Source organism: Flavobacterium kochi, from assembly GCF_048286715.1.
In the GTDB taxonomy this organism is placed as follows: domain Bacteria; phylum Bacteroidota; class Bacteroidia; order Flavobacteriales; family Flavobacteriaceae; genus Flavobacterium.
Genome location: NZ_JBLVPW010000012.1, coordinates 134,761 through 160,217 on the forward strand (window position 1 = coordinate 134,761; position 25,457 = coordinate 160,217).

Sequence of the window (25,457 nt, forward strand, 5' to 3'; positions counted from 1 at the left end):
TTTAATTTTATATATAATGAATAAAGTAGTCTCTTTTGGCGAAATAATGTTACGTCTTTCAACAGAAAGGCATTTGCGTTTTGAGCAGGCAAAAGCATTTACAGCTTCCTATGGTGGAGGTGAGTTTAATGTGGCTGTTTCTTTAGCTAATTATGGTGTAAATGCGGAGTTTGTAACAAGGTTACCCAATAATGAAATAGGTACCTGCGCGTTAAAGGAAATGCGAAAAATGAACGTAGAATCTAAAAATATAATTTATGGAGGAGAACGTTTGGGAATCTATTTTCTGGAGACCGGTGCAGGGACCAGAGGGAGCAATGTAGTATATGACCGTGCCCATAGTTCTATGGCAACCATTGAAAAGGGGGCTATTGATTGGGAAAAAGTTTTAGAAGGAGCGACCTGGTTTCACTGGAGCGGTATTACACCTGCCATATCACAGAGCGCAGCTGAAGCCTGCCTGGAAGCGGTTAAAATAGCGCATCAATTGGGCTTGCCTATTTCATGCGATTTAAATTACAGGTCTAAATTATGGCAATACGGTAAAACGCCAAGTGAGGTGATGCCTGAACTGTTGTCTTACAGTAGTGTGATTTTGGGAGATATTGATACGGCTTATTTTATGTTGGGAGAAGCGAAAGTAAATCCCAATTATCAGGACGAAAAAACACTTCCCGCGCTGTATACTAAGTTGTTTGAATTATGTCCCAACCTAAAAACAGTGGCCACTACCTTACGGTATTCCGTAAGTGCTTCTCATCAGAGAATTGGAGGTATTTTGTTTGACGGAAAAACCATTTATAATGCAGCTGTAAAAGAAGTGACTCCCGTGGTAGACCGTGTGGGCAGTGGAGATGCTTTTATGGGTGGATTAATTTATGGTTTATTGGAATATCCCAATAATGATCAAAGAGCGTTGGATTTTGCAGTTGCGGCTTGTTGTTTAAAGCATACCATAGCAGGAGATTATAATTTAGTTACCTTAAAAGAAGTTGAAAATATGCTAGATGGTGATTCCGCCGGATTAGTTTCAAGATAAATAAAAAAATTATGGCAAAATATTCAAGAATAGAAGTAGCAAGTGTAATGGCAAAAACGGGAATGGTTCCTTTGTTTTTTCATACCGATGTGGAACTAGGAAAAAAAATTGTAAAAGCCTGTTACGATGGTGGAGCACGTCTAATGGAATTTACCAGTAGAGGTGATTTTGCTTTTGAGATTTTTGGAGCGCTTAATAAATATGCATTAGCAGAATTACCGGGAATGATCTTGGGCGTTGGTTCTATAACTGATGCGGCGGCGGCTTCACTTTACATGCAATTGGGAGCTAATTTTATCGTCACTCCGGTTTTAAGAGAAGATATTGCTATTGCTTGTAATCGTCGAAAAGTATTGTGGTCTCCGGGCTGTGGTACACTTACTGAAATAGCGAGAGCAGAAGAATTGGGTTGTGAGATTGTAAAATTATTTCCTGGAGATATCTACGGACCCAATTTCATAAAGGCAATAAAAGGACCTTGTCCCTGGACAAGCATCATGCCTACCGGAGGTGTTTCCACCTCGGAAGAAAACCTAAGAGGCTGGTTTGAAGCTGGTGTAACCTGTGTAGGGATTGGTTCCCAATTGATTTCTAATGCCATTTTGGCCAATAAAGATTTTGACGGACTGAAGCTGAAAGTACAAGAGACCTTAGCTATAATAGATAAAATCAGAAATAAATAAAAGAAGAATTAGCGCTAAAGCCTGTTCAAAATAAAAAAATATAAACCGAATTATTTAATAAAATGGAAAAATTAAATAGAAAAAATATAGGATTAGAAAATAAACTTCCCATTAAAATTGTTCAATTTGGCGAGGGTAATTTTTTGAGAGCTTTTATCGATTATGCTTTTCAGGAGCTGAACGACACCGTGGATTTTAATGCCGGTATTGCAGTGGTACAGCCTATTGAGAACGGAATGGTAAATATGCTGAACGATCAGGACGGATTGTATACTTTGTTTATGAAAGGGCTGACAAAAGGCCAGGAAATTCAAGAAAAAAAGCTAATTACTAACCTTGTTAGCGGTATTAATCCCTATACGAACTTCAATGATTATTTGGCTTTAGCCAAAGAAGAAGCATTAGCATTTATTATTTCAAATACGACGGAATCCGGAATAGCGTATGTAAGCACTGATACGCCGACCATGCAGCCGCCAAGTTCTTATCCTGCAAAATTAACTGTTCTTTTGTATGAAAGGTTCAAACATTTTAATGGAGATGCAGCAAAAGGGCTTGCTATCATTCCTTGTGAATTGATTAATAACAATGCGGATACCTTAAAGGAAATTATCCTAAAATACAGTGATGATTGGCAATTGGAATCGGCATTTAAAAGCTGGATTCTGGAGAGTAATACCTTTCATAATACGCTGGTAGATAGAATTGTACCGGGTTATCCAAGAACTGAAATTGAGGAATACAATAAACAATTGGATTATGTTGATAATTTAATTGTTACTGCCGAAACTTTTTTCCTTTGGGTAATTGAAGGTGGAGCAGCTTTGAAAGAAAAGTTACCATTCCACAAAACAAATCTTGATGTAAAAATTGTTGCAGATATGCAACCTTACAGAACTCGAAAAGTAAGAATACTGAATGGTGCGCATACGGCCATGGTTCCGTTTTCAGTTCTATATGGTAACGAAACAGTTAAGGAAACTATTGATAATCCGTTTACCGGAGGTTTTATCAATAAAGCTATTTTTGACGAGATTAATGAAACTATCGCAATGGATAAAGCGGAATTGGACAGTTTTGCTGAGGAAGTTTTGGATCGTTTTAGAAATCCTTTTATCAAACATAATTTATCAAGTATCGCGCTAAATTCTATTTCGAAATTTAAAGTAAGAGTGTTGCCAAGTGTATTGGGATATATTTCAAAATACGACAAAGTACCGGCGCATTTAACTTTTGCATTTGCCTGCTTAATTCGTTTCTATCAGGGGTCTTGGAAAGGACAGGCTTTACCTGTAGATGACAGCAGTGATATTACAACTTTTTTCCAGGAAATTTGGAAATCTCAAAACACCGAACAAGTAGTGCAACAAACGCTTCAAAATACTGATTTTTGGGGTGAAGATTTGTCAAAAGTAAATGGTTTGTCAGCAGCTTTGATTCTCGCATTGAATGAAATTGAGAGTAACGGTATTGAACAGGGGTTTGTTAATTTTAACAAGCAATATGAAAACAAGTCAATCATTATATAATTATAATCATGCAAAAAAAATTAATAAAAGTAAACCCTTCAGATAATGTTGCTGTAGCCTTAGTAAATCTTACGGCTGGAGAGGTAATTAATTTTGAAGGAGAAGCCATCACCATCGAGAGTGATGTGAAAGCAAAACATAAAATTGCCCTGAATCCTTTTGATATAGGAGACAGAATTATTATGTATGGTGTTTTAGTGGGTAAAGCGAGCGCCAGAATTGAAAAAGGAGGATTGCTTTCTACAGTAAATGTGAAACATGAAAGTGATAAAGTAGTTGGAAAAACAGAAACGATCGGTTGGACGATTCCTAATGTTGATAAATGGAAAGACAGAACTTTTCAAGGTTATCATAGAGAAGACGGACAAGTTGGAACCGAGAATGTTTGGTTGTTTTTTCCACTAGTATTTTGTGAAAATAGAAATATAGAAATATTAAAAGATATTTTTGAAAAAGAATTGTTGAAGCAAAAAGTAAATGATTATCAGCTTTTACTGCGTTCTTTAGTAAGTAGTGAAAGTGGGGTTGCCGGGGATGAGGCAAAACCAAATGATACCGATTTATTTAAAAATATTGAGGTAAAATTCATCACGCATCAAGGTGGTTGTGGAGGAATTCGTCAAGATTCGCACAGTTTGGCAAAACTTTTGGCAGGCTACGTAAACAATCCAAATGTGGCTGGAGCCACCGTGCTAAGTTTAGGTTGTCAAAATTTGCAAATTCAAATATTCAAAGATGCCTTAAACGAAATTAACCCCAATAGTACCAAACCTGTTTTGATTTACGATCAACAACAAATAGGAACTATTGAAGCGATGTTAAGCAGTGTGGTAAAAGATTCTTTTGAAGCGATCAAAAAAGCAAATCAAATTGAACGAACGCCTGCTCCATTGTCTAAATTAAAAATTGGTTTGGAATGTGGTGGGTCTGATGGATTCTCTGGAATTTCTGCTAACCCAACACTAGGAGTAACTTCAGATTTGTTAACAGCATTAGGAGGAACTACAATTCTTTCCGAGTTTCCGGAATTATGTGGTGTAGAGCAGGAATTAGTAAACCGTTGCGTTGAAGATGAAGGCGGTAAACGTTTCTTAGAATTAATGCAATGGTATGAAAAAACCGTAGTGGATGCCGGTTCTGGATTTGACATGAATCCTTCACCGGGAAATATTAAAGACGGATTAATTACCGATGCGATGAAATCTGCAGGTGCAGCCAAAAAAGGGGGAACTTCTCCAATTGTTGGCGTTTCGGATTATGGAGAATACATTTCGAAACCAGGTTTAAATTTATTATGTACTCCGGGTAATGATGTAGAATGTACTACTGCAATGGTGGGTTCAGGAGCCAATATGGTTTTGTTTACAACTGGTTTAGGGACTCCGACCGGAAATCCAATTGCACCGGTTATTAAAGTTTCATCAAATTCTGAACTGGCTAAAAAAATGTCGGATATTATTGATATCGATACCGGCGGAATTATTACAGGTGAAAAATCAATTGACGAAATGGCAGACGAACTGCTGGAGTTTATTATAAATGTTGCCAGCGGTACTATTAAAACCAAAGCGGCTATTTTAAATCAGAATGATTTTATTCCTTGGAAAAGAGGCGTTTCTTTGTAAGAGGAGAAACAATTTTTTTAACATAAGAAAAAGTGTGAGGTACTACTTCACACTTTTTTTATGCTATTAAAGCGCATGTCTTAAAGATGATTTTCTAATATGTAATTCAGGATTCAGGACTACTTTTTTCTCTATTTTAAACCTTTCGGTACTGTTGATCTGTTCTAAGAATACTTTTGCTGCCATTTTACCCATTTCCATAGGGGACTGATCCACTGAGGATATGGAAAGTTCCATAAATTTTGTAAAAGGTTCGTTACCAAATCCGAAGACACAAAAATCTTCCGGGATTCTGATCCCCTGTTCTTTTAGTTCCTGTATTGCTCCTAAGGCCGCAAAATCACTTGACGAAAATATGGCATCTGGCGGGTTTTTTAATTTTAATAATTTTTGAACGGCTTCTCTTCCGGCTTCAACACTACTTTTTGTCTGGAGTACATAATTTTCGTCAAATTTTATTCCATTGTCAAGTAAAGCCTGTTTGTAGCCCTTATTTCGATTTTCATATATCTCTAAGGATTGATCCCCGGTTAAATGGGCAATTTTAGTGCATCCTTCTTCGATAAGGTGTTTAGTGGCTAAATAACCTCCTTCAAAATCGTTTATGGTAACCGAACTGACCCCATCAATATTTTTCTTTCTGTCAAAAAAGATCAGGGGAACATTTTTTTCAACCACTCTTTTAATTACAGTATCGTTCTCTTTGGAAACATTGGAAACAGACATCAAAATGCCATCTACCTGAGCATTTAATAGTGTGTTTATATTTTCAATTTCTCTTTTCTCGTTTTCGTGTGTCTGACATATGATAACATGATACCCTTCAGGTTGTAATTCATCTTCAATTCCGCGTATGACAGAAGCAAAAAAATTACTGTCGATACGCGGTACGATGACACCGATATTACCGCTCTTTCCACTTTGAAGTGCCAAGGCGAGCTTATTTTGTTTGTAATTCATGAGTGCCGCTGTTTCTAAAACAAGTTTGCGGGTACTGGCACTTATTTTAGGATTGTTATTTAAAGCTCGAGAGACCGTAGCGGCAGTTGTATCAAGTTTTTTTGCAATATCGTAAATTGTTGTTTTTTTACTCACTATGAATTAATGTTTATTAAGATCAGCAAAATTAATGTTTTTTTTTATTTGTTTTTGGTTAATGTTATCGATTACGTAAAATTTTAACAATTGCTTATTTTTGTAGGTATTTTTAGTATGAACTGCTAGTAATAATGTGCTTTTAGAGCAAAATCTTTATATTAAATGTATTAATAAGTGTTTTTTTTTATAAGAATAATATTTTAATTGATTTTATTTTGGTTTATTCAAAATTAATATTTACGTTTGTGTAATCGATTGCATCAATAATTTTTCAATAGAAAGGAATACGGTTAATTTAGAAATTTTAATAAAATCAATGATGAGAAATTTTTTTATAACAAAGAACAATGTCTTTCTTGCTTTGTTTTCAATGTTTTTTCTTTCCTGTGGGGTAAAACAGCAGCAAGCGATTGTAGCTACCGATCCCTGGAAAACGATGCAGCTCGTAATTGACGGTGTTAAAGTGCCTTCTTTTCGTGATAAAACCTATGCAATTACTGATTTTGGCGCCCAGTCGGGCGGTGTTTTTGACAATACTCAGGCATTTAAAAAAGCAATACAAAAATGTACTGAAAATGGTGGGGGAAAGGTTTTGGTTCCGTCTGGAAAGTATCTGACCGGTCCTATCCATTTGGAAAACAATGTAAATCTTCATTTAGAAGAAGGTGCTGAAATTTTATTTAGTACTAATACCGCGGATTATCCACTTGTTCAGACCTCCTTTGAAGGAACAGAATTGATGAATTATTCTCCATTAATCTATGCCTATAAGAAAAATAATGTGGCTGTAACCGGAAAAGGAATATTAAATGGTCAGGCAGACAATGAAAAATGGTTGTGGTGGTGTGGAAGCAAAAGATATGGCTGGAAAGAAGGAATGCCAAATCAGGGAGATCCTGCCAATAGAGTGCGATTGGTGGCTATGGCTGAAGAAGGAGTCCCTGTTTCGGAGCGTGTTTTTGGAGAAGGGCATTATTTGAGACCAAATTTCATAGAGTTTTTTGAATGTACCAATATGCTTTTAAAAGATGTGAAAATTATTAACGCTCCATTTTGGGTGATACATCCTATGAAGTCTACCAATGTTACAGTAGACGGGGTTACGGTTCAGAGCCATGGACCAAATAATGACGGATGTGATCCGGAATATTCAAAAAATGTTATTATAAAAAATTGTACGTTCAATACAGGGGATGATTGTATCGCTATTAAGTCTGGAAGAGATGCTGATGGTCGACGCGTTGCGATACCAAGTGAAAATATAATTGTGCAAAACTGCAAAATGATCGATGGTCATGGAGGCGTTGTTATGGGAAGTGAAATATCTGCGGGCGTAAGAAATGTCTTTGTAGAAAACTGTGTTATGGATAGTCCCAATTTAGACAGGGCTATCAGACTAAAATCAAATTCTAAAAGAGGCGGTCTGATTGAGAACGTTTATGTGAGAAATTTAACTATTGGCCAAGTGAAAGAGTCCGTTTTGATAATAGATATGTTTTATAACGTATATGGAAGTCAGTCGGGAAATTTTATTCCTCGGGTCCAAAATGTCTTTCTTGAAAATATAAAGGTTAAAGATGGTGGGAAGTATGGTATTTTGGCCAAAGGCTATAAAGAAGCTCCCATTAAAAATATAATATTTAAAAACGTAAAAATTGATAAAGTGGGGGAAGCGTATTCTATAGAAAATGTGGAAGGGCTCCAATTAATCGATACTTATGTTAACGGAGCACTGATAAAGAGCCCCAAAAGTTAATTACCTAAGTCCGCAAAATCCTGCGTGCTATACAATAAAATGAGTTTTGGTTTAATTTTTTTGTTTTTTACTAGGGGCTTGATTGGTTGTCAAGCTCCTTTTTTTACTCCTTACGAAGATTTAATTTTTTTTGTAATAAACGAATAATTCTAATACAACATAAAAATGAAATTAATAAAAAGCATTGCCGCATCATTATTGGTATCTCTGTTTTCTTGTAAAGCACAAGAGAAAAAATCAGCAGCAACAGCTAAGACCTATGCCGAAATTTCTGTAAAAGAAGGAGGCAAATGGGAAGGCAGAAAATACATAGGAGGGACTTTTAAAAATGTTCAAAAGTTAAAATTAGCCAAAGAACATACCGATCACTCTTTTGATATTCGTTATGAAGGGCCAGGTTGGGAAAGTAATAAAATAGGGTATCGCCTGTATCTGGATTGGAGAAATGCAATTGATATTTTCGGAAAAAAAACGGAAAAAATTGTTTTGCCACAAGTGGGACAGGATAATTTTGATTCCTATCACGAAATGAGCGCTTGGGGAGCAGATATTTTAAAAGCAGGAAAGGGAATCGGAATTGGTTCTATCGATCGCTACCTTAACAAGGAAAGATTACACTTTTATGCCGTTGATTCCACAATTGCCAAAGTAGAAAATAAACCCAACAGTTCTAATGTAAAGGTGCAGTATTATGGCTGGAAAACAGCTTCGGATAAAATTAACTTTACCTCCGAATTAACCATTAATCCGAATCAGCGTTATACCAAACATACCATTCATCCATCAAAAGAAATAGTGGGGATTTGTACGGGAATCGTAAAACAAAAAAACACTGAAGTATTTAAAAAAGTAAGTCAAAACAAAAAATGGTCTTACCTGGCTACTTATGGAGCCCAATCTTTGGTTCCTGATAATTTGGGAATGGCTATTTTTTATCAAACCAATACCATTGAAAATTTAGTTGATGCGGAATTTGATTATCTTCTGGTTTTTAAACCCAGAGCGACACCGACTTCGTTTTATTTTTTAGGGGCCTGGGAACAGGAACCAAACGGAATTAAAACCAAAGAAGCTTTTATATCTTATCTGGATCAGAAATTGAAAGAGCTGAATGCTAAGAATAAAATATAATTGAAATGGAAAACGATACTCCTAAAACAGGCTTTTATAGAAGACAATTGCTACATTGGATACACGATAAAAAGCTGTTTTTAATTAATTATCCCAGTTTTCAGCGATCCTTTTTACTTGGAAGCTGTAAACTGAGACCTGAAACTTTCCTCCAGTTTCAGGATGATTCGTCATTGTTTTTTAGAAACAGATTTTTGTCGTGCACCCTACTAGTGGCGGTGCTCTTTGTGAGTTGTAAAACTACGGCTCAGGAGCAGGTTAAAGCTGTTGTGCCTAAAAAAGAAATGGCCATTCCAAATACGCTAAAATGGTCAGAGCGAATGGCATTATCGATAATGAAACGGCATCCTAAAGCGTGGCAGATTGATAATCATGAAGCCCCTAAATGGGATTATAAAATCGGCATGATTTTGACCGGGTATGAAAAATTATACACTAAAACTAAAAATCAAAAATATTTCGACTATATCAAAGGGTATGCGGATGAATTGATTGACAGTAACGGATCTTTTCAAAATTTTAACCCTCAGGATCATAATATTGATTTTATTAATGCGGGGAAAATACTTTTTAATTTGTATGATAAAACAAAAGACCAAAGGTACTTTACAGCATTAAAAACATTAAGAAGACAATTTGATGATCATCCCAGAACTGCATCCGGCGGTTTTTGGCATAAAAAAATCTATCCGAACCAAATGTGGCTGGATGGCTTGTATATGGGGCAGCCTTTTTACGCAAGATATACTACTACATTTGAAAAAGGGGAGAAATTGAATGATGTTGCGCATCAGTTTGAACTGCTGCACGATCATGCACTGGATAAAAAGACCGGTTTGTTTTTTCATGCTTGGGATGAAAGTAAGCAAATGGCCTGGGCAAATGCAACAACTGGAACGGCACCTCATATTTGGTTGAGAGCTTTGGGCTGGTACGCAATGGCATTAGTGGATGTGTTGGATTATTTTCCAAAAGATCATCCTAAACAAAAGGAATTAGTAGGGTATTTGAATGAATTAGCGGTAGCATCAAGCAAGTTTCAGGATGCGTCAGGACTGTGGTATCAGGTTCCGAATTTAGCAACTAAAAAAGGAAATTATTTAGAAGCATCAGGTTCATCGATGCTTGCTTATGCGTTTGCTAAAGGCGTAAACAAAGGATATTTGCCTTCGAAATTTAAAGGCGTAGCCAATAAAGCTTTTAACGGTTTAACAAAAAAACTCATAAAAGTGGATGCTGACGGGGAACTACATATTACTCAGGTTTGTGCCAGTGCAGGACTTGGTGGAAATCCTTATAGAGATGGATCGTTTGAGTACTATATCAGTGAAAAGATAAAAGTTGACAATTCTCATGGATTAGGTGGTTTTCTTTTGGCAGCGCTGGAATTGGATAAATAGACGTTTCAGAAAATAATACTACTAATAACAAATATAATTTTAAATGAAAAACAGTATTAAAACTAATTGTTTTGCAACTTTGGGGATCCTCCTTGCAGTACTATTTGCAAGTTGTAAAACCATTTCTCAGACCGGTACAAAATCAGTTGACAATAAAAAAGAGCTCCTTATTTCAGATCATTTAAAATGGTCAGAACGAATGGCCCTTTCCATTATGAAACGCCATCAGGAGTCTTACATGATAGATGATGCTAAAGCACCGCATTGGGATTATGTTCATGGTTTAGTGCTAAAATCATTTGAACAGTTGTATAAAGAAAAGGGGAACAGTAACTATTACGATTATATCAAAAGTTACGTAAATGTCCTGGTTGATAAAGACGGAACTATTGCTACCTATAAAATGGATGCGTACAATATTGATATGATTGTTGCAGGACGATTGTTGTTTAATTTGTATGCTACCACGAAAGATAACCGCTACTTAATTGCAATGCAAACATTAAGAAAGCAACTGGACGGACAACCTCGAACGCCTAGTGGAGGATTTTGGCACAAAAAAATATATCCAAACCAGATGTGGTTAGATGGTTTGTATATGGGTGAACCATTCTATGCAGAATATACCGCTACTTTTGAAAATGGAGAAAAACTGGATGATGTTGCGAAACAATTTGAATTAATTCAATTGCATGCCACTGATAAAAAAACAGGATTGTTGTACCATGCCTGGGACGAAAGCAAACAAATGCCTTGGGCAAATCCAGCAACAGGAACTTCACCTAATTTTTGGTCAAGAGCAATCGGATGGTACGCAATGGCATTGGTAGATGCGTTGGATCACTTTCCAAAGGATCATCCAAAACAAAAAGAATTGGTGGGTTATTTGAATAATGTTGCGAATGCTTTAGAGAAATTCCAGGACAAATCAGGTTTGTGGTATCAAGTTACCGATAAGGGGGGTAAAGCAGGAAATTATTTAGAATCATCAGGAAGTTCCATGTTTGCTTATGCTTTGGCAAAAGGGGTAAACAAAGGGTATTTGCCAAAAAAATTTAAAACAATTGCCAGTAAAGCATTTGATGGTTTAACAACCCAATTGATTCAGGTTGAATCCGATGGTGAAATTAATATCACTCAAGCCTGTGCCGTTGCCGGACTTGGAGGAAATCCTTACAGAGACGGATCGTATGAATACTATATAAACGAAAGAAAAAAGGATAACGATCCTAAAGCTACAGGGCCGTTTATATTAGCCGCACTAGAGTTGGATAAATAAAAACAGACTGCACAATTAAGTTTGCAGTCTACTAAAACCGTTTCATTTTTTTAAATACAACTGGAGCATTAAATACTAATTTCTTACCTATGAGAGGAATACTGATGGTTACCTGCGTTTTAATGTCTCTTTCAAATCAGCTGATTTTTGGACAGGCAAAAATAAATAATAGTAATTCGCAGGTATGGGTATCTGATAATGGGGACGGGACCTATAAAAATCCAGTCTTACATGCCGATTATTCTGATCCGGATGTCGTTAGGGTTGGAGATGATTATTACATGACATCTTCTTCTTTTAACTGTATTCCCGGATTGCCTATTCTACATTCTAAAGATATGGTAAATTGGGAACTGGTAAATTATGCACTTCCAAAACAGCCTCCTTTCGACGTCTTTGATAAACCACAGCACGGAAATGGGGTATGGGCGCCCTGCATTAGATACCATAATAATGAATTGTATATTTATTATCCAGATCCGGATTATGGTATTTATATGATTAAGACCAAAGATCCGAAAGGTGTTTGGTCCAAACCAATTTTGGTCAAAGAGGGGAAAGGTCTGATCGATCCGACACCGTTATGGGACGATGATGGTAAAGTATATCTTGCTTTTGCTTTTGCGGGAAGCAGGGCAGGAATTAAAAGTCTTTTGGCAATTTGTACACTTAACGCTCAAGGAACCGTTGCAAATGATGATGATGTTATCATTATTGACGGCCATGATGGCGAGGCAACGATTGAAGGACCAAAATTATACAAGCATAACGGCTACTACTATATTTTTGCTCCGGCAGGAGGTGTTGCTACTGGATGGCAAACCGTGTTAAGAGCAAAAAATATTTTTGGTCCATACGAAAAGAGAAAGGTTATGGATCAAGGAAAAACAAACATTAATGGCCCACATCAGGGAGCTTGGGTACAAACTAAAACCGGAGAAGATTGGTTTTTCCATTTTCAGGACAAAGGTGCTTATGGAAGAATTGTCCATTTGCAGCCTATGAAATGGGTAAACAATTGGCCGGTAATAGGCAGCGATCAAGATGGAGATGGTATTGGTGAGCCGGTGGCAATCCATAAAAAACCAAATGTTGGAAAAACGTATCCTGTTGTAACTCCAAATGACTCCGATGAGTTCAATACTTCTAAGTTAGGTCTGCAATGGCAATGGCATGCGAATCAGCAGGTTTATTGGGGTTTTCCTTCAGCAATGGGGTACTATACTATGTATTGTCGTCCCATGCCAAAAGAAGCAACAAATTTGTTTGATGTCGGGAATTTATTATTGCAAAAATTTCCTGCCGAAGAATTTACAGCTACGGCAAAAATGACTTTTAATGCCCGTTTTGATGAAGAGCAGACAGGGCTGCTGGTAATGGGGCTTGACTACAGTTATCTGAAAGTAAAACAATCGGCAGGGGAGCTCTACCTGTCTCAGGTGCTGTGTAAAAATGCAGATAAAAAAGGGACAGAGACAGAAAGTGAATCCATTAAATTAAAAAGCAACCTGTTTTATCTTCAGGTAAAAGTAAGTGCCGGCGGAAAATGTGATTTCTTTTATAGTGAAGATGGGGTAAAATACATGGCTATAGGTACTGGTTTTACAGCAAGGGAAGGCAAATGGATAGGAGCAAAATTAGGTTTTTTAGCGCTTCGAAACGGAATAATAAATGACGCAGGAAGTGTTCGTATTGATTGGATTCGAATTAATAAATAAAAAATGAACTATTTTCAAAAAGTTGCAAGTATTGTAATTATTTCTTGCTTGGGAAGTTTTAGTGTACAGTCGCAAAATCCCGGTAAATCCTGGAAAGAGATTGTTACTACTAAAGAAGGGACTTGGTTTGCTTCAAATGAAGCAAAAGATATAGCCGAAAATGTGCTGTTATATCAGCGCAATATTGGCGGATGGCCCAAAAACATTCAGATGCAGAGAACGCTTTCGAATGATGAAAAGCAACATTTAATTGCACTTAAAAGCGATCCTAACGAAATCACCACAGACAATGGTGCTACATTCCAACAAATGATTTTTCTTTCTAAAAGCTATAGACAGGTACCTGATGAAAGATATAAAAAAGCCTTTCTTTCCGGACTTGATTATGTATTGGAAGCACAATATGAAAATGGAGGATGGCCTCAGTTTTATCCGTTAAAAAAAGGGTATTATACGCATATTACGTATAACGATGACTCGATGGTGAATATTCTGAATATTTTAAAAGAAATTATTAGTTCAACAGATTATTTCTCCATAAAGCCATCTGAACAAACGGTTAAAAGAGCACAGAAAGCATTTGATAAAGGTATTGATTGTATCCTAAAAACACAATACAGGCAAAATGGGGTTTTAACAGGCTGGTGTGCGCAGCACGATGAATACAGCTTGGCTCCGGCGAAAGCACGTGCTTACGAATTGCCTTCTTTGAGCGGAAAAGAATCGGCACAAATTGTATTGCTGTTAATGTCCATTGAAAATCCATCAAAAGAAATAATAAATGCAGTTCATTTTGCTGCAGCATGGTTTGATAAAGCAAAAATTAAAGGGCTGAGAGAAGTACGTTCTTATGATGAAAAAGGTAAAATAAGCAACAAGAAAATGGTTTCAGATGCAAATGCTCCTGATCTATGGGCTCGTTTTATGGAACTGGATAACAATACTCCCTTTTTCTGTGATCGGGATGGTATAAAAAAAGGATCGTTAGCTGAAATCGGCGAGGAACGCAGAAATGGATATTCCTGGTATTCAAATGAACCAAAAGAGGTGCTGGAAAAATATGAGGTGTGGAAAGAAAAGCATTTAATTACAGCGACTAAAGCAGGGGTGGAACAGCATAAAGCCAAAGACGAATTTAATGTGACTGTTGCTCAAGACGGAAGCGGTGATTATACAAGTATTCAGGAAGCGATAAACAATTCGCCATCCTTTCCTTATAAACGCGTTACGATTAACGTAAAAAATGGAATCTATAAGGAGAAAATTAAAATTCACGAATGGAACACCAATATTTCATTAATAGGAGAAAGTAAAGAGAAAACTATTGTTACCAACGGGGATTATTTTAGTAAGATAAATTTGGGTAGAAACAGTACTTTTTATACCTACACGATGTTAGTTGAAGGGGATGATTTTTTTGCTGCCAATCTAACCATAGAAAACAGTTGCGGAGAAGTGGGTCAGGGAATTGCTTTAGCACTGCATGCCAATAGGGTCGCTATTGCAAATTGTAATGTTTTGGGTAATCAGGATACTTTGTACGTAACCGGAGCGGGAAACAAACAGTATTTGAAAGATTGTTATATAGCCGGAACGGTCGATTTTATATTTGGTAATGCAACGGTTTTATTTGAAAACTGCGTGCTTCACAGTTTGAAAAATGCTTATGTTACTGCAGCTTCTACTGCTGAAGGTGCAGCCTATGGGCTTGTATTTAAGAATTGCACCCTTACCGCTGCTGCAAAAGCAACTGAAGTTTATCTCGGCAGACCATGGCGTATTTACGCAAAAACGGTTTTTATTAACTGCGAAATGGGAAAACACATAAAGCCTGAGGGCTGGAATGACTGGTCTAAACCTGAAGTGGCAAAGACCTCTTTTTATGGTGAATATAATTGTACGGGGGAAGGATATCGTCCTGAAAAAAGAGTTGCATGGTCACACCAATTAAAAAAGGCGGAAGCAAATAAATACACAATCGAAAATATCATGGGATTGGATTTTTCCAACAAAATAAAAGAATGGTATCTGAAATTAAAGTAAGGCAACAAACAAGCAATTTTTAACAACGTTAAAAACAAAATCATGAAATACCGAATCTTCCTTTTTTTGCTAATTTCGATAAACTGTTTGGCTCAGCAAACAACTATTTATTCTATAGGTGATTCTACGATGGCTAATAAAATTAAGCCGGAAGAAAATCCGGAACGAGGTTGGGGACAGCTGTTATCTTCTTTTTTCAATGATAATATAAAGGTAGACAACCGAGCGGTAAATGGCAGAAGCAGCCGCAGTTTTATTACTGAAAAACGTTGGGATTCCGTTTATAAAGCGTTGAAACCAGGCGATTATGTTTTTATTCAATTTGGGCATAATGATGAAAAATTTGCTGATTCAACTCGGTACACCAATCCACATACAACGTATCGCTATAACTTAATCCGTTTTGTAAAAGAAAGCAGAGAAAAAGGTGCCATACCAATATTATTCTCTTCCATAGTCAGAAGAAATTTTAATGAAAATGGAGTCTTGATAGCCACGCATGGGGAATACCCTTTAGAAACTCGTTTGGTCGCTCAGGAATACAAGGTACCATTTATTGATTTAGAATATTATACAGAACTATTGGAGCTGTCTTACGGACCGGAAAAATCAAAAAAATTGCATTTACATTATAAGGCAGGAGAAATTCCGTATTATCCGGAAGGGAAGGAAGACAATACGCATCTTTGTGTAAAAGGGGCAACTGAGGTTGCAAAATTAGTTGTAAATCAAATCAGATTATTGGATAGCCCTTTAGTTAGCACGCTGAAAAAAGCAATTAAAAAATAATCAGTATTCAAAAGGACAACTTTATACTGTTTTTAAAACGCATGAGGTCTAACACTGTAGTAAAAATGAAAATGATAAACGCATATCTCTGTATTGTTTCTTTGTTCATTCTTAGTTGTTCTGCCGGGAATTCCAATAAAGCAACCAAATTATATGATATAATTGTGGATGTTAAAGGGACAGGCGATTTTGTAACGGTTCAGGAAGCAATAAATGCAGTGCCTTTTCTACAAGCGAAAGAGACCCTTATTTTCATTAAAAATGGTGTTTATAAGGAAAAATTAATCCTGCCACAAAATAAAATAAACATCACTTTAATAGGGGAGAATAAAAATAAAACGATTCTTACGTACGATGATTATGCTTCTAAAAAAAATGAAAAGGGACAAAATATAGGAACTTCAGGGTCTTATAGTTTTGCTGTTAACGGAGCTAATTTTAAAGCTGAAAATATCACATTTGAAAATTCTTCCGGTCCGGTGGGTCAGGCCGTTGCCGTAAGAATAGACGGTGATAAAGTGATTTTTACCAACTGCAGATTCCTTGGATTTCAGGACACGCTTTATTCTCATGGCAATAAGAGCAGACAATATTATAAAAACTGTTATATAGAAGGCACTACAGATTTTATTTTTGGAGCGGCAACAGCCGTATTTGAGAATTGTGAAATTTTTGCAAAAGCAGGAGGGTCTTATATTATAGCAGCTAATACACCCAAGGCAAATCCTTATGGTTTTGTGTTTGTGAATTGTAAATTAACAGGCAGCGCTGCAAATAACTCTTTTTATTTAGGAAGGCCATGGGAAAATTATGCCCGGACTGTTTTTATTAAATGTAAAATGGGCAATCATATCAAATCAGCAGGGTGGGATAACTGGGGTAGGCCGGAAGCGGAGGGAACGCTGTTTTATGCAGAATATCAATGTAAAGGGGTGGGCGCTGATGTACAAGCCCGGGTGGCTTGGTCACATGTTCTGACAGCCCAACAATTTCAGTCAGACTATACAATTGAAAAAATATTTAAGGATTGGACTTCTCTAACAAAATAAAAGAATTCCATTTAGGTCAAAATAAATCCTCACAAAGTTGTTTTCACAGCAGCGTTACAATAAAAAATCATGAAACATAAACTGCTCATTTTCTTGCTTATTTCTTTAAATTGTTTAGCCCAAAACAGTAGTTTTCCATCTGACACCGTTGATTCTATAGTCAAACGGATTCAATTGCCTCAAATTCCCTCGTTTAAAATTGAAGTCACACGATTAGGAGCAAAAGGGGATTCCATTAGTGATGCCAAACCTGCTTTTGACAAAGCCATGGCACTTTGTAAAAAGAATAAGGGAGGAACAGTCATTGTTCCTAAAGGTGTTTACACGCTAAATGGACCGATTCACTTTGTAAGTAATGTAAAGCTATTAATTGAAAAGGGGGCTAAAATCCGCTTTAGTGACAATCCGAAACAGTACTTACCTATGGTTCTCACGAGTTGGGAAGGAACCATGATTTATAATTACAGCCCGCTTATTTATGCTTCTGGTTGCACTAATATTGCCATAACCGGAGAAGGAACTATTGATGGAGAAGGAAGTAACGTTTGGAATAGTTACAAAGCAAAAGAAGGAGATGATAAAAAATTAACGCGTGACATGAATCACAATAATGTGCCTTTGAAGGACAGAAAATTTGGTGCTGGACATTTTCTGAGACCGCAACTGATTCAGTTTTTTAATTGCAAAAACATTTTAGTCGAAAATGTAAAAATTGAAGATTCGCCATTCTGGTGTCTTCATTTACTAAAATCACAAAGCATCACCGTTAGAGGTTTAAAATACAAAGCATTGAACGCCAATAATGATGGGGTTGATCCCGAGTATGCCAAAGATGTTTTAATAGAAAACATTGCTTTTGATAATGGAGATGATAATATAGCCATTAAAGCGGGCAGGGATCATGAAGGCAGAGCTAATAGTGAAACCCCAAGTGAAAATATAGTGATTCGCAATTGTAATTTCAAGGGGTTGCATGGCGTGGTCATTGGCAGTGAAATGTCGGCGGGTGTTAAAAACATTTTTATTGATAACTGCAGGACAAGCGGATATTTAAAGAGAGCGGTCTATTTGAAGACTAATGCCGATAGAGGTGGATTTATTAAAAATATACATGTCAGAAATCTTCAGTTGGATGAAGTTGAAGATTGCATTTACATCACAGCTAATTATATGGGTGAAGGTACTGGCGGTTTTCCATCGGATGTATCCGATATTTTCCTGTCCAATATTAGCTGTGCAAAAGTAAGAGAAACTGCGATTATTATTCAGGGATATGCACAAAAAAAAGTGCGAAATGTATATTTGGATACTGTAGAAGTTAAATCAGCGAAAAACGGGCTGACTATTCTCAACGCTGAAAATGTAACAATGAATGATGTCATAATTGGTCAGAAAGCGACAGTTCCAACCGCCGCCAGTACGTCAGTTAAACACTAAAAATAATGAAATACAGCATTTTTTTGTTGGGGAACAAGCTTTTTTTAATGAGGACTTGTTGTTATTTTTGAAATGTTACGGAATCGTCCGATTTTTATGGACACACCAATCTATACTATGAGTTATTAATACCCTGTTCTTTTAACCTAAAAAACTATTCTAATGGAAACATTTAAATATATTGAAATTGATGAAACTTCCAGGATGCCAAAATACAAACAAATAGTAGATTCAGTTATTTATAATGTATCGATTGGGAAGCTTTCAATGGATCAGAAAATCCCATCAATTAACATGCTTAGTGAAAGGTTTAATCTGTCAAGGGATACTGTAGAAAAGGCTTATAATATATTAAAAGAGAGAAATGTAATTTCACCAATCCTGGGCAAAGGCTATTATGTTACCAGAACAAAATTAATTTCTAAAATAAATATTTTGTTTCTGGTCAATAAATTAAGTTCGTATAAGATGAGTGTTTTTAATTCTTTTATTGATAGTATAGGAGGGAATTCACATGTGGATCTTCATGTATATCATTTTGATGAAACCTTATTTTTAAATTTATTAGAAAAAAATATGTTCGCTTATGACAAGTATGTTATCATGCCTCATTTTAAAACAAAAGATTTAAAACATGTCAGCCTTACTGATAAAGCGTTAAAAGTCATAAAAAAAATACCAAAGGAAAAACTAATTATTTTAGATGAAAAAAATAGTTTAATAGAAGATGGAATCGTTGAGATTTACCAAGATTTTGAAAATGACATTTATAATGCTTTGAAAGAAGGCCTTTCCAAAATAGCCCGGTATGATAAATTAATATTAATTTATCCGGAGCATGCTGTTTATCCCTATCCCAGGAGAATTTTACATGGTTTTAAGAAATTCTGCATTGAACATGCTATAGATTTTGAAATCCTGGAGGAGATCTGTGATGATATGGTTTTGATAAAAGGCGATTTATTTATAACAATTGAAGAATCTGATCTGGTTAGTTTAATAAAACAGATCAGAGATTATGAATTTCAATTAGGAAAAGACATAGGGGTCATTTCTTATAATGATACCCCTTTAAAAGAGTTGCTGGGAATAACGGTGATTTCAACAGATTTTAAAATGATGGGGGAAACCGCGGCAAGGATGATTCTCAATAAAGAAATAGGTAAAGTAAAAAATCCATTCAATTTTATTGACAGGGATTCCGTTTAATTTAAATTCAGGAGTTGGTAGGCACCCACTCTTTCGAACCATCACAAACCTCCAAAGCTAAGCCTTTGGAGGTTTGTTCGTTTTTGAGGGACCATGCGGAAGCAACTATTTACGAGCCAATTTATACCTGATTTGAAGTAGCTAACCTGAAAATAATGGTAAAATTGGGTGTAGCTGCCACTGGAGAATTTGTCATAAAGCAGTTTGTTATTTGTAATTAAATAAGTTTTATATTAGCTAAACAAAATGAATTCATGATACAGGTCTAACATAAATTGAGCTCATAACTGCCATTTTACAACTATAATGAAAGGGCTTCTAAAATTTAAATAACTTACAGACAAACACTTGAAATAAAATAACACGCTATGACGAAGATTGGAACGAATCCTAAGGTTGATGTCTATTTAAGTAAAATCGAAAAGTGGAGGGAAGAAGTGGAGCAATTGAGAATGATCCTTTTTGACTGCCAGCTGACCGAAGAATTGAAGTGGGGCGTTCCTTGTTACACGTTTCAGAAAAGGAACATAGTTTTAATACACGTGTTTAAAGAATACTGTGCGCTTTTGTTTTTCAAAGGAGCTTTGTTAAAAGATACCCATCGCATTCTAATCCAACAAACGAATAATACGCAGGCGGCGCGCCAGATTCGGTTCGCCAGTGTCCGGGAAATCGTTGATATGGAAACTGTTTTGAAAGCGTATGTTTATGAAGCCATTGAAGTGGAAAAAGCCGGCTTGAAAGTGGATTTTAAAAAGACTGAAGAATTTATCATTCCTGAGGAATTTCAAAATAAATTAAAGGAGATTCCCGCCTTGAAAACTGCTTTTGATGCATTGACTCCGGGACGGCAAAGGGCATACATACTGCATTTTTCAGCCCCTAAACAATCCAAAACCAGGGAGTCGAGGGTTGAGAAATGGATGCCGCAAATTTTCAATGGAAAGGGATTAAATGATTAGTGATGAAATAGTCTCCTTATTTATCTCTAATGCTGATTGTAGTGCTATGGTCTTTCAGGCCAGCTGATAGAAAATCATTTCAGTTAATCAATATTACTTAATCAATTTCAGATTATCAATATATGAATAAAAAGAATCCTAAGGTTGATGAATATTTAAGGAAAGTAGAACAGTGGCGGGAAGAATTGGAGCAATTGAGAAGGATACTTCTTGACTGTCCGCTGACCGAAGAATTGAAGTGGGGCGCTGCTTGTTATACGTTTCAGAAAAAAAATATAGTTATAATAGGTGGATTAAAAGAATACTGCGTGCTTAGTTTTTTCAAAGGAGCCTTGTTAGAAGATGCTACTGGTGTTTTGAGCAGGCCAGGGGACAATACGCAGTCGGCGCGCCTGATTCGGTTCTCCAACGTTAAAGAAATAGCTGAGATGGAAAGCATCATAAAAGCCTATATTTACGAAGCCATTGAAGTGGAAAAAGCTGGTTTGAAAGTGAATTTTAAGAAGAGTACAGAATTCGTCATTCCCGAGGAATTTCAAAATAAATTAAAGGAGATCCCCGCCTTGAAAACTGCTTTTGATGCATTGACGCCGGGACGGCAAAGAGCATACATACTGCATTTTTCAGCCCCTAAACAATCCAAAACCCGGGAGTCAAGGATTGAAAAATGGATGCAGCAAATTCTCAGTGGAAAGGGATTGAATGATCGGTAATTTGAGGAGAATGAGCCATGATGTTCCTTACTACTCATAGACAAGACCGTTTTTAAATTATGTATTGACGGTTTAGTGTCAGGAGAAGCCTGATGTGATTGATATAAAACATAAATCTTAAGGTAGTCTGGTTTACTTCATGTCAAGTAAGTCTTTCTTCAATCAGATCTTTGCAAATTACAGATCCTTTTCTTTCCTCGCAATAGTCGTGAAGTAACATTAAACAATGAGAAAGCCTAAAAGACTTTTTATGCGACTTTTTTATTACATGTAAAACACGTTCCATTTGTGCCCGTCCGGGTCTGCAAAACTAAAGCCATAATAGCCTTCTCCAAATTCAGCAGGTTCACTGAATATATTTCCGCCTGCATTCCTAACTTCTTCTGCCCATGCGTTCACTTCGTCTTTATTTTCGGCAGAAAGAGTGAACATAATTTCATTTCCCTGTTTCGGATCAGAAAGTGTTCCTTCCATAGCTTTATTTAAAGTGTCATTTGCAAAGAAGTGTACTATAAAGTCATCATTTCCGATAAAGAAACTGACAAGTTCTTTTGCATTACCGTGTCCATTGCGTTTAAAACCCAATGCACTATAAAATTTTTTGGTCTGCTCAACATCTTTTACGCCAAGATTTGCCCATATTTTTTTTGGTTTCATATTAGTTTCAGTTTTAAAAATGAATTTAAATTTAAAATTTAAAAAATAAATTCAAGTTAAATAAAAGTTATATTACGGTGAGTTCTGACTTACCTGTAGCTTTTTTCGTTGACCAGCCAATCCAGAGCGAAACTGTAATCTGTTTAAAAAACATTCAAAAATCAACACCAAAAAAGATAGTTAAAATGACATTTCAACACATTTTTTTTATTCCAACCATTTCCTTCTAGGGTTCCTATTTGGAACATTAATTTCTGAAAGAAGACGAAATAAACTGACAGTAACACATTCTGAATTGCCTGATTCAGCGCGAGGGACATCAGGGAAGATTTTGCTATTCACTTTTTTTATTTTTATTTGTATATTTATTGTTACTCACTTATTTCCTGTTCCATACGGATTGGAAATAGTGCATAATGCATTAGGAGGTTTAGAGATATTTGATAAACAACCATCATTTTCAAGCAACGAAGTTTATAATCGTTTACAATCCTTTCTTTTAGAAGGTTTGGAGGTATATAAGCGATTCACTTATACAATTGACATAATTTTTCCACTCACTTTTTTTAGTTTTCTTATTACACTGGCTCGATTTGTTACACAGCGAACCTCATTATCTAAATATTTAGTGAATGCCATTATTGTTTTACCATTTATTTGGTTATCTTTTGATTTACTAGAAAATTTAATTGTTTTTATTTTACTTTCAGAATTTCCAATTAGGAATAATTTTCTTGGAAGTCTTTTGGGCTTTGTGACGGCAACTAAGTTTGGGCTACTTTTTTTATCGATTTTAATCCCCTTGATTCCCGTTAATTCAATAATTTTACAAAAGGGCAAAAAAACTTCTCAATTTCTTGAGAAGTTTTGTGGTTCTTAAGAATTTGTTTGCGAACCATTTTTTGCAGAATTTGAAGAAATTTTCAATAAAATAGCTCTGAGAAATCCTTTTAAGTTTATAGTAAAACAATAGTAAAACTGTCACCAAACCTTTGTAGCAATTGCTGATTCAGTTTGTGTTTTGGAGTTTTCTCCGAAAATTCTGGTAGTTTTGTACTGGTAATCTTTTGTCTTAAATTTGCGCAACTGCCACAAGCGGCATAATGCTGAAAAATATAAATTTCTCTCGTCAAATTATATAGAAGTAACGAAAGTCAAAATGACTACTTTACTATTAGGTCCAGCATTAATTGCATCGGCTAAGTTTTTTCTTATAGAGGGGAGTCAAGATCAAGTTAAATAAAGAGGAATTGAAAAAAGTGGAAAGTGAAAAAGCAAGCTGGACTACTTGTCAGGAATGTCAGGGGCGTGGCAAAAAAAGTCGAGGGCTCAGCAATAAAGTACGACTCCGCTACCAGATTGCATTCGATCAATTTGAAAAAACGAAAGGCAAGGGTACGGCTCCAGTTCGTCCTAAGGGCCATCTATACTCGTGCTTGACCTGTTGCGGATCTGGGTTGCTTCATTCTGCAAGCCATCCTATAGCGGATAAAGAAAACTACCCGCACGTTGCTATTATTGGTGGTGGTATAGGAGGAGTGGCTCTAGCTGTGGCTTGTTTGCACCGTGGAATCCCCTTCACTCTTTATGAGCGCGATAGCGACTTTGACGCTCGATCTCAGGGTTACGGGCTCACTTTGCAACAAGCTAGTAAAGCGATCGAGGGATTGGGTGTTTTCTCGTTAGAAGAAGGGGTGATTTCGACAAGACATGTGGTTCATACTACAGAAGGAAAAGTGATTGGTGAATGGGGGATCAGAAAGTGGATGCAGTCAGATGCGAAAACGACTCCGAAACGTTCAAATGTACATATCGCACGGCAATCTTTACGCTTAGCTCTACTTGAGCAGCTCGGCGGACATGATGCCATACAGTGGGGGCACCAGTTAGTAGATTTTAAGGAATGTACGGGTGAAGGTGTTGATCTAAGCTTTCAAGTGGACGGGGAGATGAAGAGTTTTAAGGCGGATCTTGTGGTTGGAGCCGATGGTATTCGTAGTTCGGTGCGGAGGTTGCTGATTGGTGAGGATATTACCCCTTTACGTTACCTAGGTTGTATTGTGATATTGGGTATTTGTCCTTTGAGGGCTCTCGAAGGTCTTACCAGTTCTTTACTGGATTCGGCCACTGTATTTCAAACCGCCAATGGCAATGAGCGGATCTACATGATGCCTTATACGTCAGACTCGGTGATGTGGCAACTTAGCTTCCCAGTGCCAGAAAAAGAAGCTAAGGCATTAAGTGCTAAAGGACCTCAAGCACTCAAAGAAGAAGCGTGTCGTAGAACTCAGTGGCACGATCCCATTCCTCAAATTTTAACGGCGACGCTGGAAGCCCAGATTTCAGGATATCCCGTGTATGACCGAGAATTACTCGCGTCAGAATTGTTGGAGAAAGGGGGGCAAGTGACTCTGATCGGAGATGCGGCTCACCCAATGAGTCCATTCAAAGGACAGGGGGCGAATCAAGCTCTGCTTGATGCTCTGACGCTGGCTCGGGGAATCTCAAGAGGATGTAGATCTTTATCTCAATGGAGAAAAGCTGGTGTGAGGGAAAGTGTATTAACTGAGTTTGAATCAGAAATGTTAGAACGAAGTGCTTCCAAAGTGAAAGATTCAGCGGAGGCCGCACAGTTCCTACATTCCGAAATTGTGCTTCATGAGGGTGATGAGCCAAGAGGGCGGTGTCTAAAGAAAAAAGACGCATAACAACGCTTAACCATAACGCTCATTGACTGATTGCTCACTTGGTGTGCATAGAAAACACTTGGCATCCATGTTTTTGATGGGTAATATAGCTAAAAAATGGGGCCAACTCAATTGTCGTGACAGTGTCACGACAATTTGTTTGTCTGAAAATTGATCAGCAAATTGCATCATTCGTCGAAGATTTTTTTCTTCAAAATATCTTCCGTAAGTGTTTTCCGTATTCGGCATGTTTATTTTGTAGAATACTTTGGTTGATGGATGATCGCCAATATGCCAAAACAATCTGGTGAATGAACTATTGGCCTGTATAGCTACTTGTTGTTGCGTTTGGTTTTGGTGAAAATATAAATAATAATTTACTTATTTAATTTTTCAGTAAATCCCTTTCCTTTTACAAAGAACACCCCGCTTTTATTGAATAGATGCTATACTTAAGCCTCTTTGTATTCAACTACAAATGCCTTTTTTTAGACAATAATCGTTGATGCTTTTTACAAGAAAATGAAATTCAAGAAGGTTCTTCGCCTAAATTAGTGGATTTGCATTTTTTAGGTATTTCCTAAATAATACACCATTTTTATAAAATTCTCGGGATTTCTATAACCTCTTGCTCTGGATCTTGCTAACTGCAT

20 protein-coding genes and 1 pseudogene are annotated in these 25,457 nt (G+C 36.6%); 18 read left to right on the forward strand and 3 right to left on the reverse strand.

What is annotated here, in order from left to right; translation table 11 throughout:
- Positions 1 to 16: 16 nt before the first annotated feature.
- From ACNQGH_RS12395 to ACNQGH_RS12410, 4 genes are all read left to right on the forward strand, one after another.
- A complete protein-coding gene (locus ACNQGH_RS12395; protein ID WP_417956327.1) occupies positions 17 to 1,039 on the forward strand; it encodes a PfkB family carbohydrate kinase in 1,023 nt (340 codons plus the stop codon).
- An 11-nt stretch (positions 1,040 to 1,050) separates the two neighbouring features.
- A complete protein-coding gene (locus tag ACNQGH_RS12400; RefSeq protein ID WP_417956328.1) occupies positions 1,051 to 1,722 on the forward strand; it encodes a bifunctional 4-hydroxy-2-oxoglutarate aldolase/2-dehydro-3-deoxy-phosphogluconate aldolase in 672 nt (223 codons plus the stop codon).
- A 62-nt stretch (positions 1,723 to 1,784) separates the two neighbouring features.
- Positions 1,785 to 3,251: a tagaturonate reductase gene (locus tag ACNQGH_RS12405; protein ID WP_417956329.1), complete on the forward strand. Its 1,467-nt coding sequence runs from the start codon at positions 1,785 to 1,787 to the stop codon at positions 3,249 to 3,251.
- 8 nt (positions 3,252 to 3,259) lie between these two features.
- The gene (locus ACNQGH_RS12410) at positions 3,260 to 4,876 is read left to right on the forward strand and encodes a UxaA family hydrolase (protein WP_417956330.1); all 1,617 of its coding nucleotides are present in this window, start codon (positions 3,260 to 3,262) and stop codon (positions 4,874 to 4,876) included.
- 66 nt (positions 4,877 to 4,942) lie between these two features.
- Here the strand turns inward: ACNQGH_RS12410 and ACNQGH_RS12415 are convergent, their stop codons facing one another.
- Positions 4,943 to 5,971 carry a LacI family DNA-binding transcriptional regulator gene (locus ACNQGH_RS12415; protein WP_417956331.1) on the reverse strand — a complete coding sequence of 343 codons (1,029 nt, stop codon included), beginning with the start codon at positions 5,969 to 5,971 and terminating at the stop codon, positions 4,943 to 4,945.
- Positions 5,972 to 6,290: 319 nt separating this feature from the next.
- On the opposite strand from ACNQGH_RS12415, the gene ACNQGH_RS12420 reads away from it, so the two are divergent.
- From ACNQGH_RS12420 to ACNQGH_RS12475, 12 genes are all read left to right on the forward strand, one after another.
- Positions 6,291 to 7,730 carry a glycoside hydrolase family 28 protein gene (locus ACNQGH_RS12420; protein WP_417956332.1) on the forward strand — a complete coding sequence of 480 codons (1,440 nt, stop codon included), beginning with the start codon at positions 6,291 to 6,293 and terminating at the stop codon, positions 7,728 to 7,730.
- A 165-nt stretch (positions 7,731 to 7,895) separates the two neighbouring features.
- Positions 7,896 to 8,861 carry a DUF4861 family protein gene (locus tag ACNQGH_RS12425; RefSeq protein WP_417956333.1) on the forward strand — a complete coding sequence of 322 codons (966 nt, stop codon included), beginning with the start codon at positions 7,896 to 7,898 and terminating at the stop codon, positions 8,859 to 8,861.
- A gap of 5 nt (positions 8,862 to 8,866) precedes the next feature.
- Positions 8,867 to 10,261, forward strand: coding sequence for a glycoside hydrolase family 88/105 protein (locus tag ACNQGH_RS12430; protein WP_417956334.1), 1,395 nt, complete (start codon positions 8,867 to 8,869; stop codon positions 10,259 to 10,261).
- Between the two features lie 43 nt (positions 10,262 to 10,304).
- Positions 10,305 to 11,540, forward strand: a complete 1,236-nt coding sequence (locus tag ACNQGH_RS12435) for a glycoside hydrolase family 88/105 protein (protein WP_417956335.1) — start codon at positions 10,305 to 10,307, stop codon at positions 11,538 to 11,540.
- Between the two features lie 89 nt (positions 11,541 to 11,629).
- Positions 11,630 to 13,258, forward strand: coding sequence for a glycoside hydrolase family 43 protein (locus ACNQGH_RS12440; RefSeq protein ID WP_417956336.1), 1,629 nt, complete (start codon positions 11,630 to 11,632; stop codon positions 13,256 to 13,258).
- A gap of 3 nt (positions 13,259 to 13,261) precedes the next feature.
- Positions 13,262 to 15,301, forward strand: coding sequence for a pectate lyase (pelA, locus tag ACNQGH_RS12445; protein ID WP_417956337.1), 2,040 nt, complete (start codon positions 13,262 to 13,264; stop codon positions 15,299 to 15,301).
- 42 nt (positions 15,302 to 15,343) lie between these two features.
- On the forward strand, positions 15,344 to 16,090 hold the full coding sequence (locus ACNQGH_RS12450) for a rhamnogalacturonan acetylesterase (RefSeq protein WP_417956338.1): 747 nt from the start codon (positions 15,344 to 15,346) through the stop codon (positions 16,088 to 16,090).
- Between the two features lie 65 nt (positions 16,091 to 16,155).
- The gene (locus tag ACNQGH_RS12455) at positions 16,156 to 17,139 is read left to right on the forward strand and encodes a pectinesterase family protein (protein ID WP_417956339.1); all 984 of its coding nucleotides are present in this window, start codon (positions 16,156 to 16,158) and stop codon (positions 17,137 to 17,139) included.
- 69 nt (positions 17,140 to 17,208) lie between these two features.
- A complete protein-coding gene (locus ACNQGH_RS12460) occupies positions 17,209 to 18,576 on the forward strand; it encodes a glycoside hydrolase family 28 protein (RefSeq protein ID WP_417956340.1) in 1,368 nt (455 codons plus the stop codon).
- 162 nt (positions 18,577 to 18,738) lie between these two features.
- Positions 18,739 to 19,785, forward strand: coding sequence for a GntR family transcriptional regulator (locus tag ACNQGH_RS12465; protein WP_417956341.1), 1,047 nt, complete (start codon positions 18,739 to 18,741; stop codon positions 19,783 to 19,785).
- Positions 19,786 to 20,153: 368 nt separating this feature from the next.
- Positions 20,154 to 20,747 carry a YdeI/OmpD-associated family protein gene (locus ACNQGH_RS12470; RefSeq protein ID WP_417956342.1) on the forward strand — a complete coding sequence of 198 codons (594 nt, stop codon included), beginning with the start codon at positions 20,154 to 20,156 and terminating at the stop codon, positions 20,745 to 20,747.
- 122 nt (positions 20,748 to 20,869) lie between these two features.
- Entirely contained in the window at positions 20,870 to 21,460 is a 591-nt protein-coding gene (locus ACNQGH_RS12475; protein WP_417956343.1) for a YdeI/OmpD-associated family protein, read from the forward strand.
- A gap of 264 nt (positions 21,461 to 21,724) precedes the next feature.
- On the opposite strand, the gene ACNQGH_RS12480 is transcribed toward ACNQGH_RS12475, so the two are convergent.
- Positions 21,725 to 22,117, reverse strand: coding sequence for a VOC family protein (locus tag ACNQGH_RS12480; protein WP_417956344.1), 393 nt, complete (start codon positions 22,115 to 22,117; stop codon positions 21,725 to 21,727).
- Positions 22,118 to 22,412: 295 nt separating this feature from the next.
- Between ACNQGH_RS12480 and ACNQGH_RS12485 the strand changes: the two genes are divergently transcribed.
- Positions 22,413 to 22,997 carry a hypothetical protein gene (locus tag ACNQGH_RS12485; protein WP_417956345.1) on the forward strand — a complete coding sequence of 195 codons (585 nt, stop codon included), beginning with the start codon at positions 22,413 to 22,415 and terminating at the stop codon, positions 22,995 to 22,997.
- A gap of 370 nt (positions 22,998 to 23,367) precedes the next feature.
- Positions 23,368 to 24,825, forward strand: coding sequence for an FAD-dependent oxidoreductase (locus tag ACNQGH_RS12490; RefSeq protein ID WP_417956346.1), 1,458 nt, complete (start codon positions 23,368 to 23,370; stop codon positions 24,823 to 24,825).
- A gap of 6 nt (positions 24,826 to 24,831) precedes the next feature.
- Here ACNQGH_RS12490 and ACNQGH_RS12495 read toward each other — a convergent pair.
- A pseudogene (locus ACNQGH_RS12495) lies at positions 24,832 to 25,146 on the reverse strand (DUF1016 N-terminal domain-containing protein); the annotation flags it as partial.
- Positions 25,147 to 25,457 lie beyond the last annotated feature (311 nt).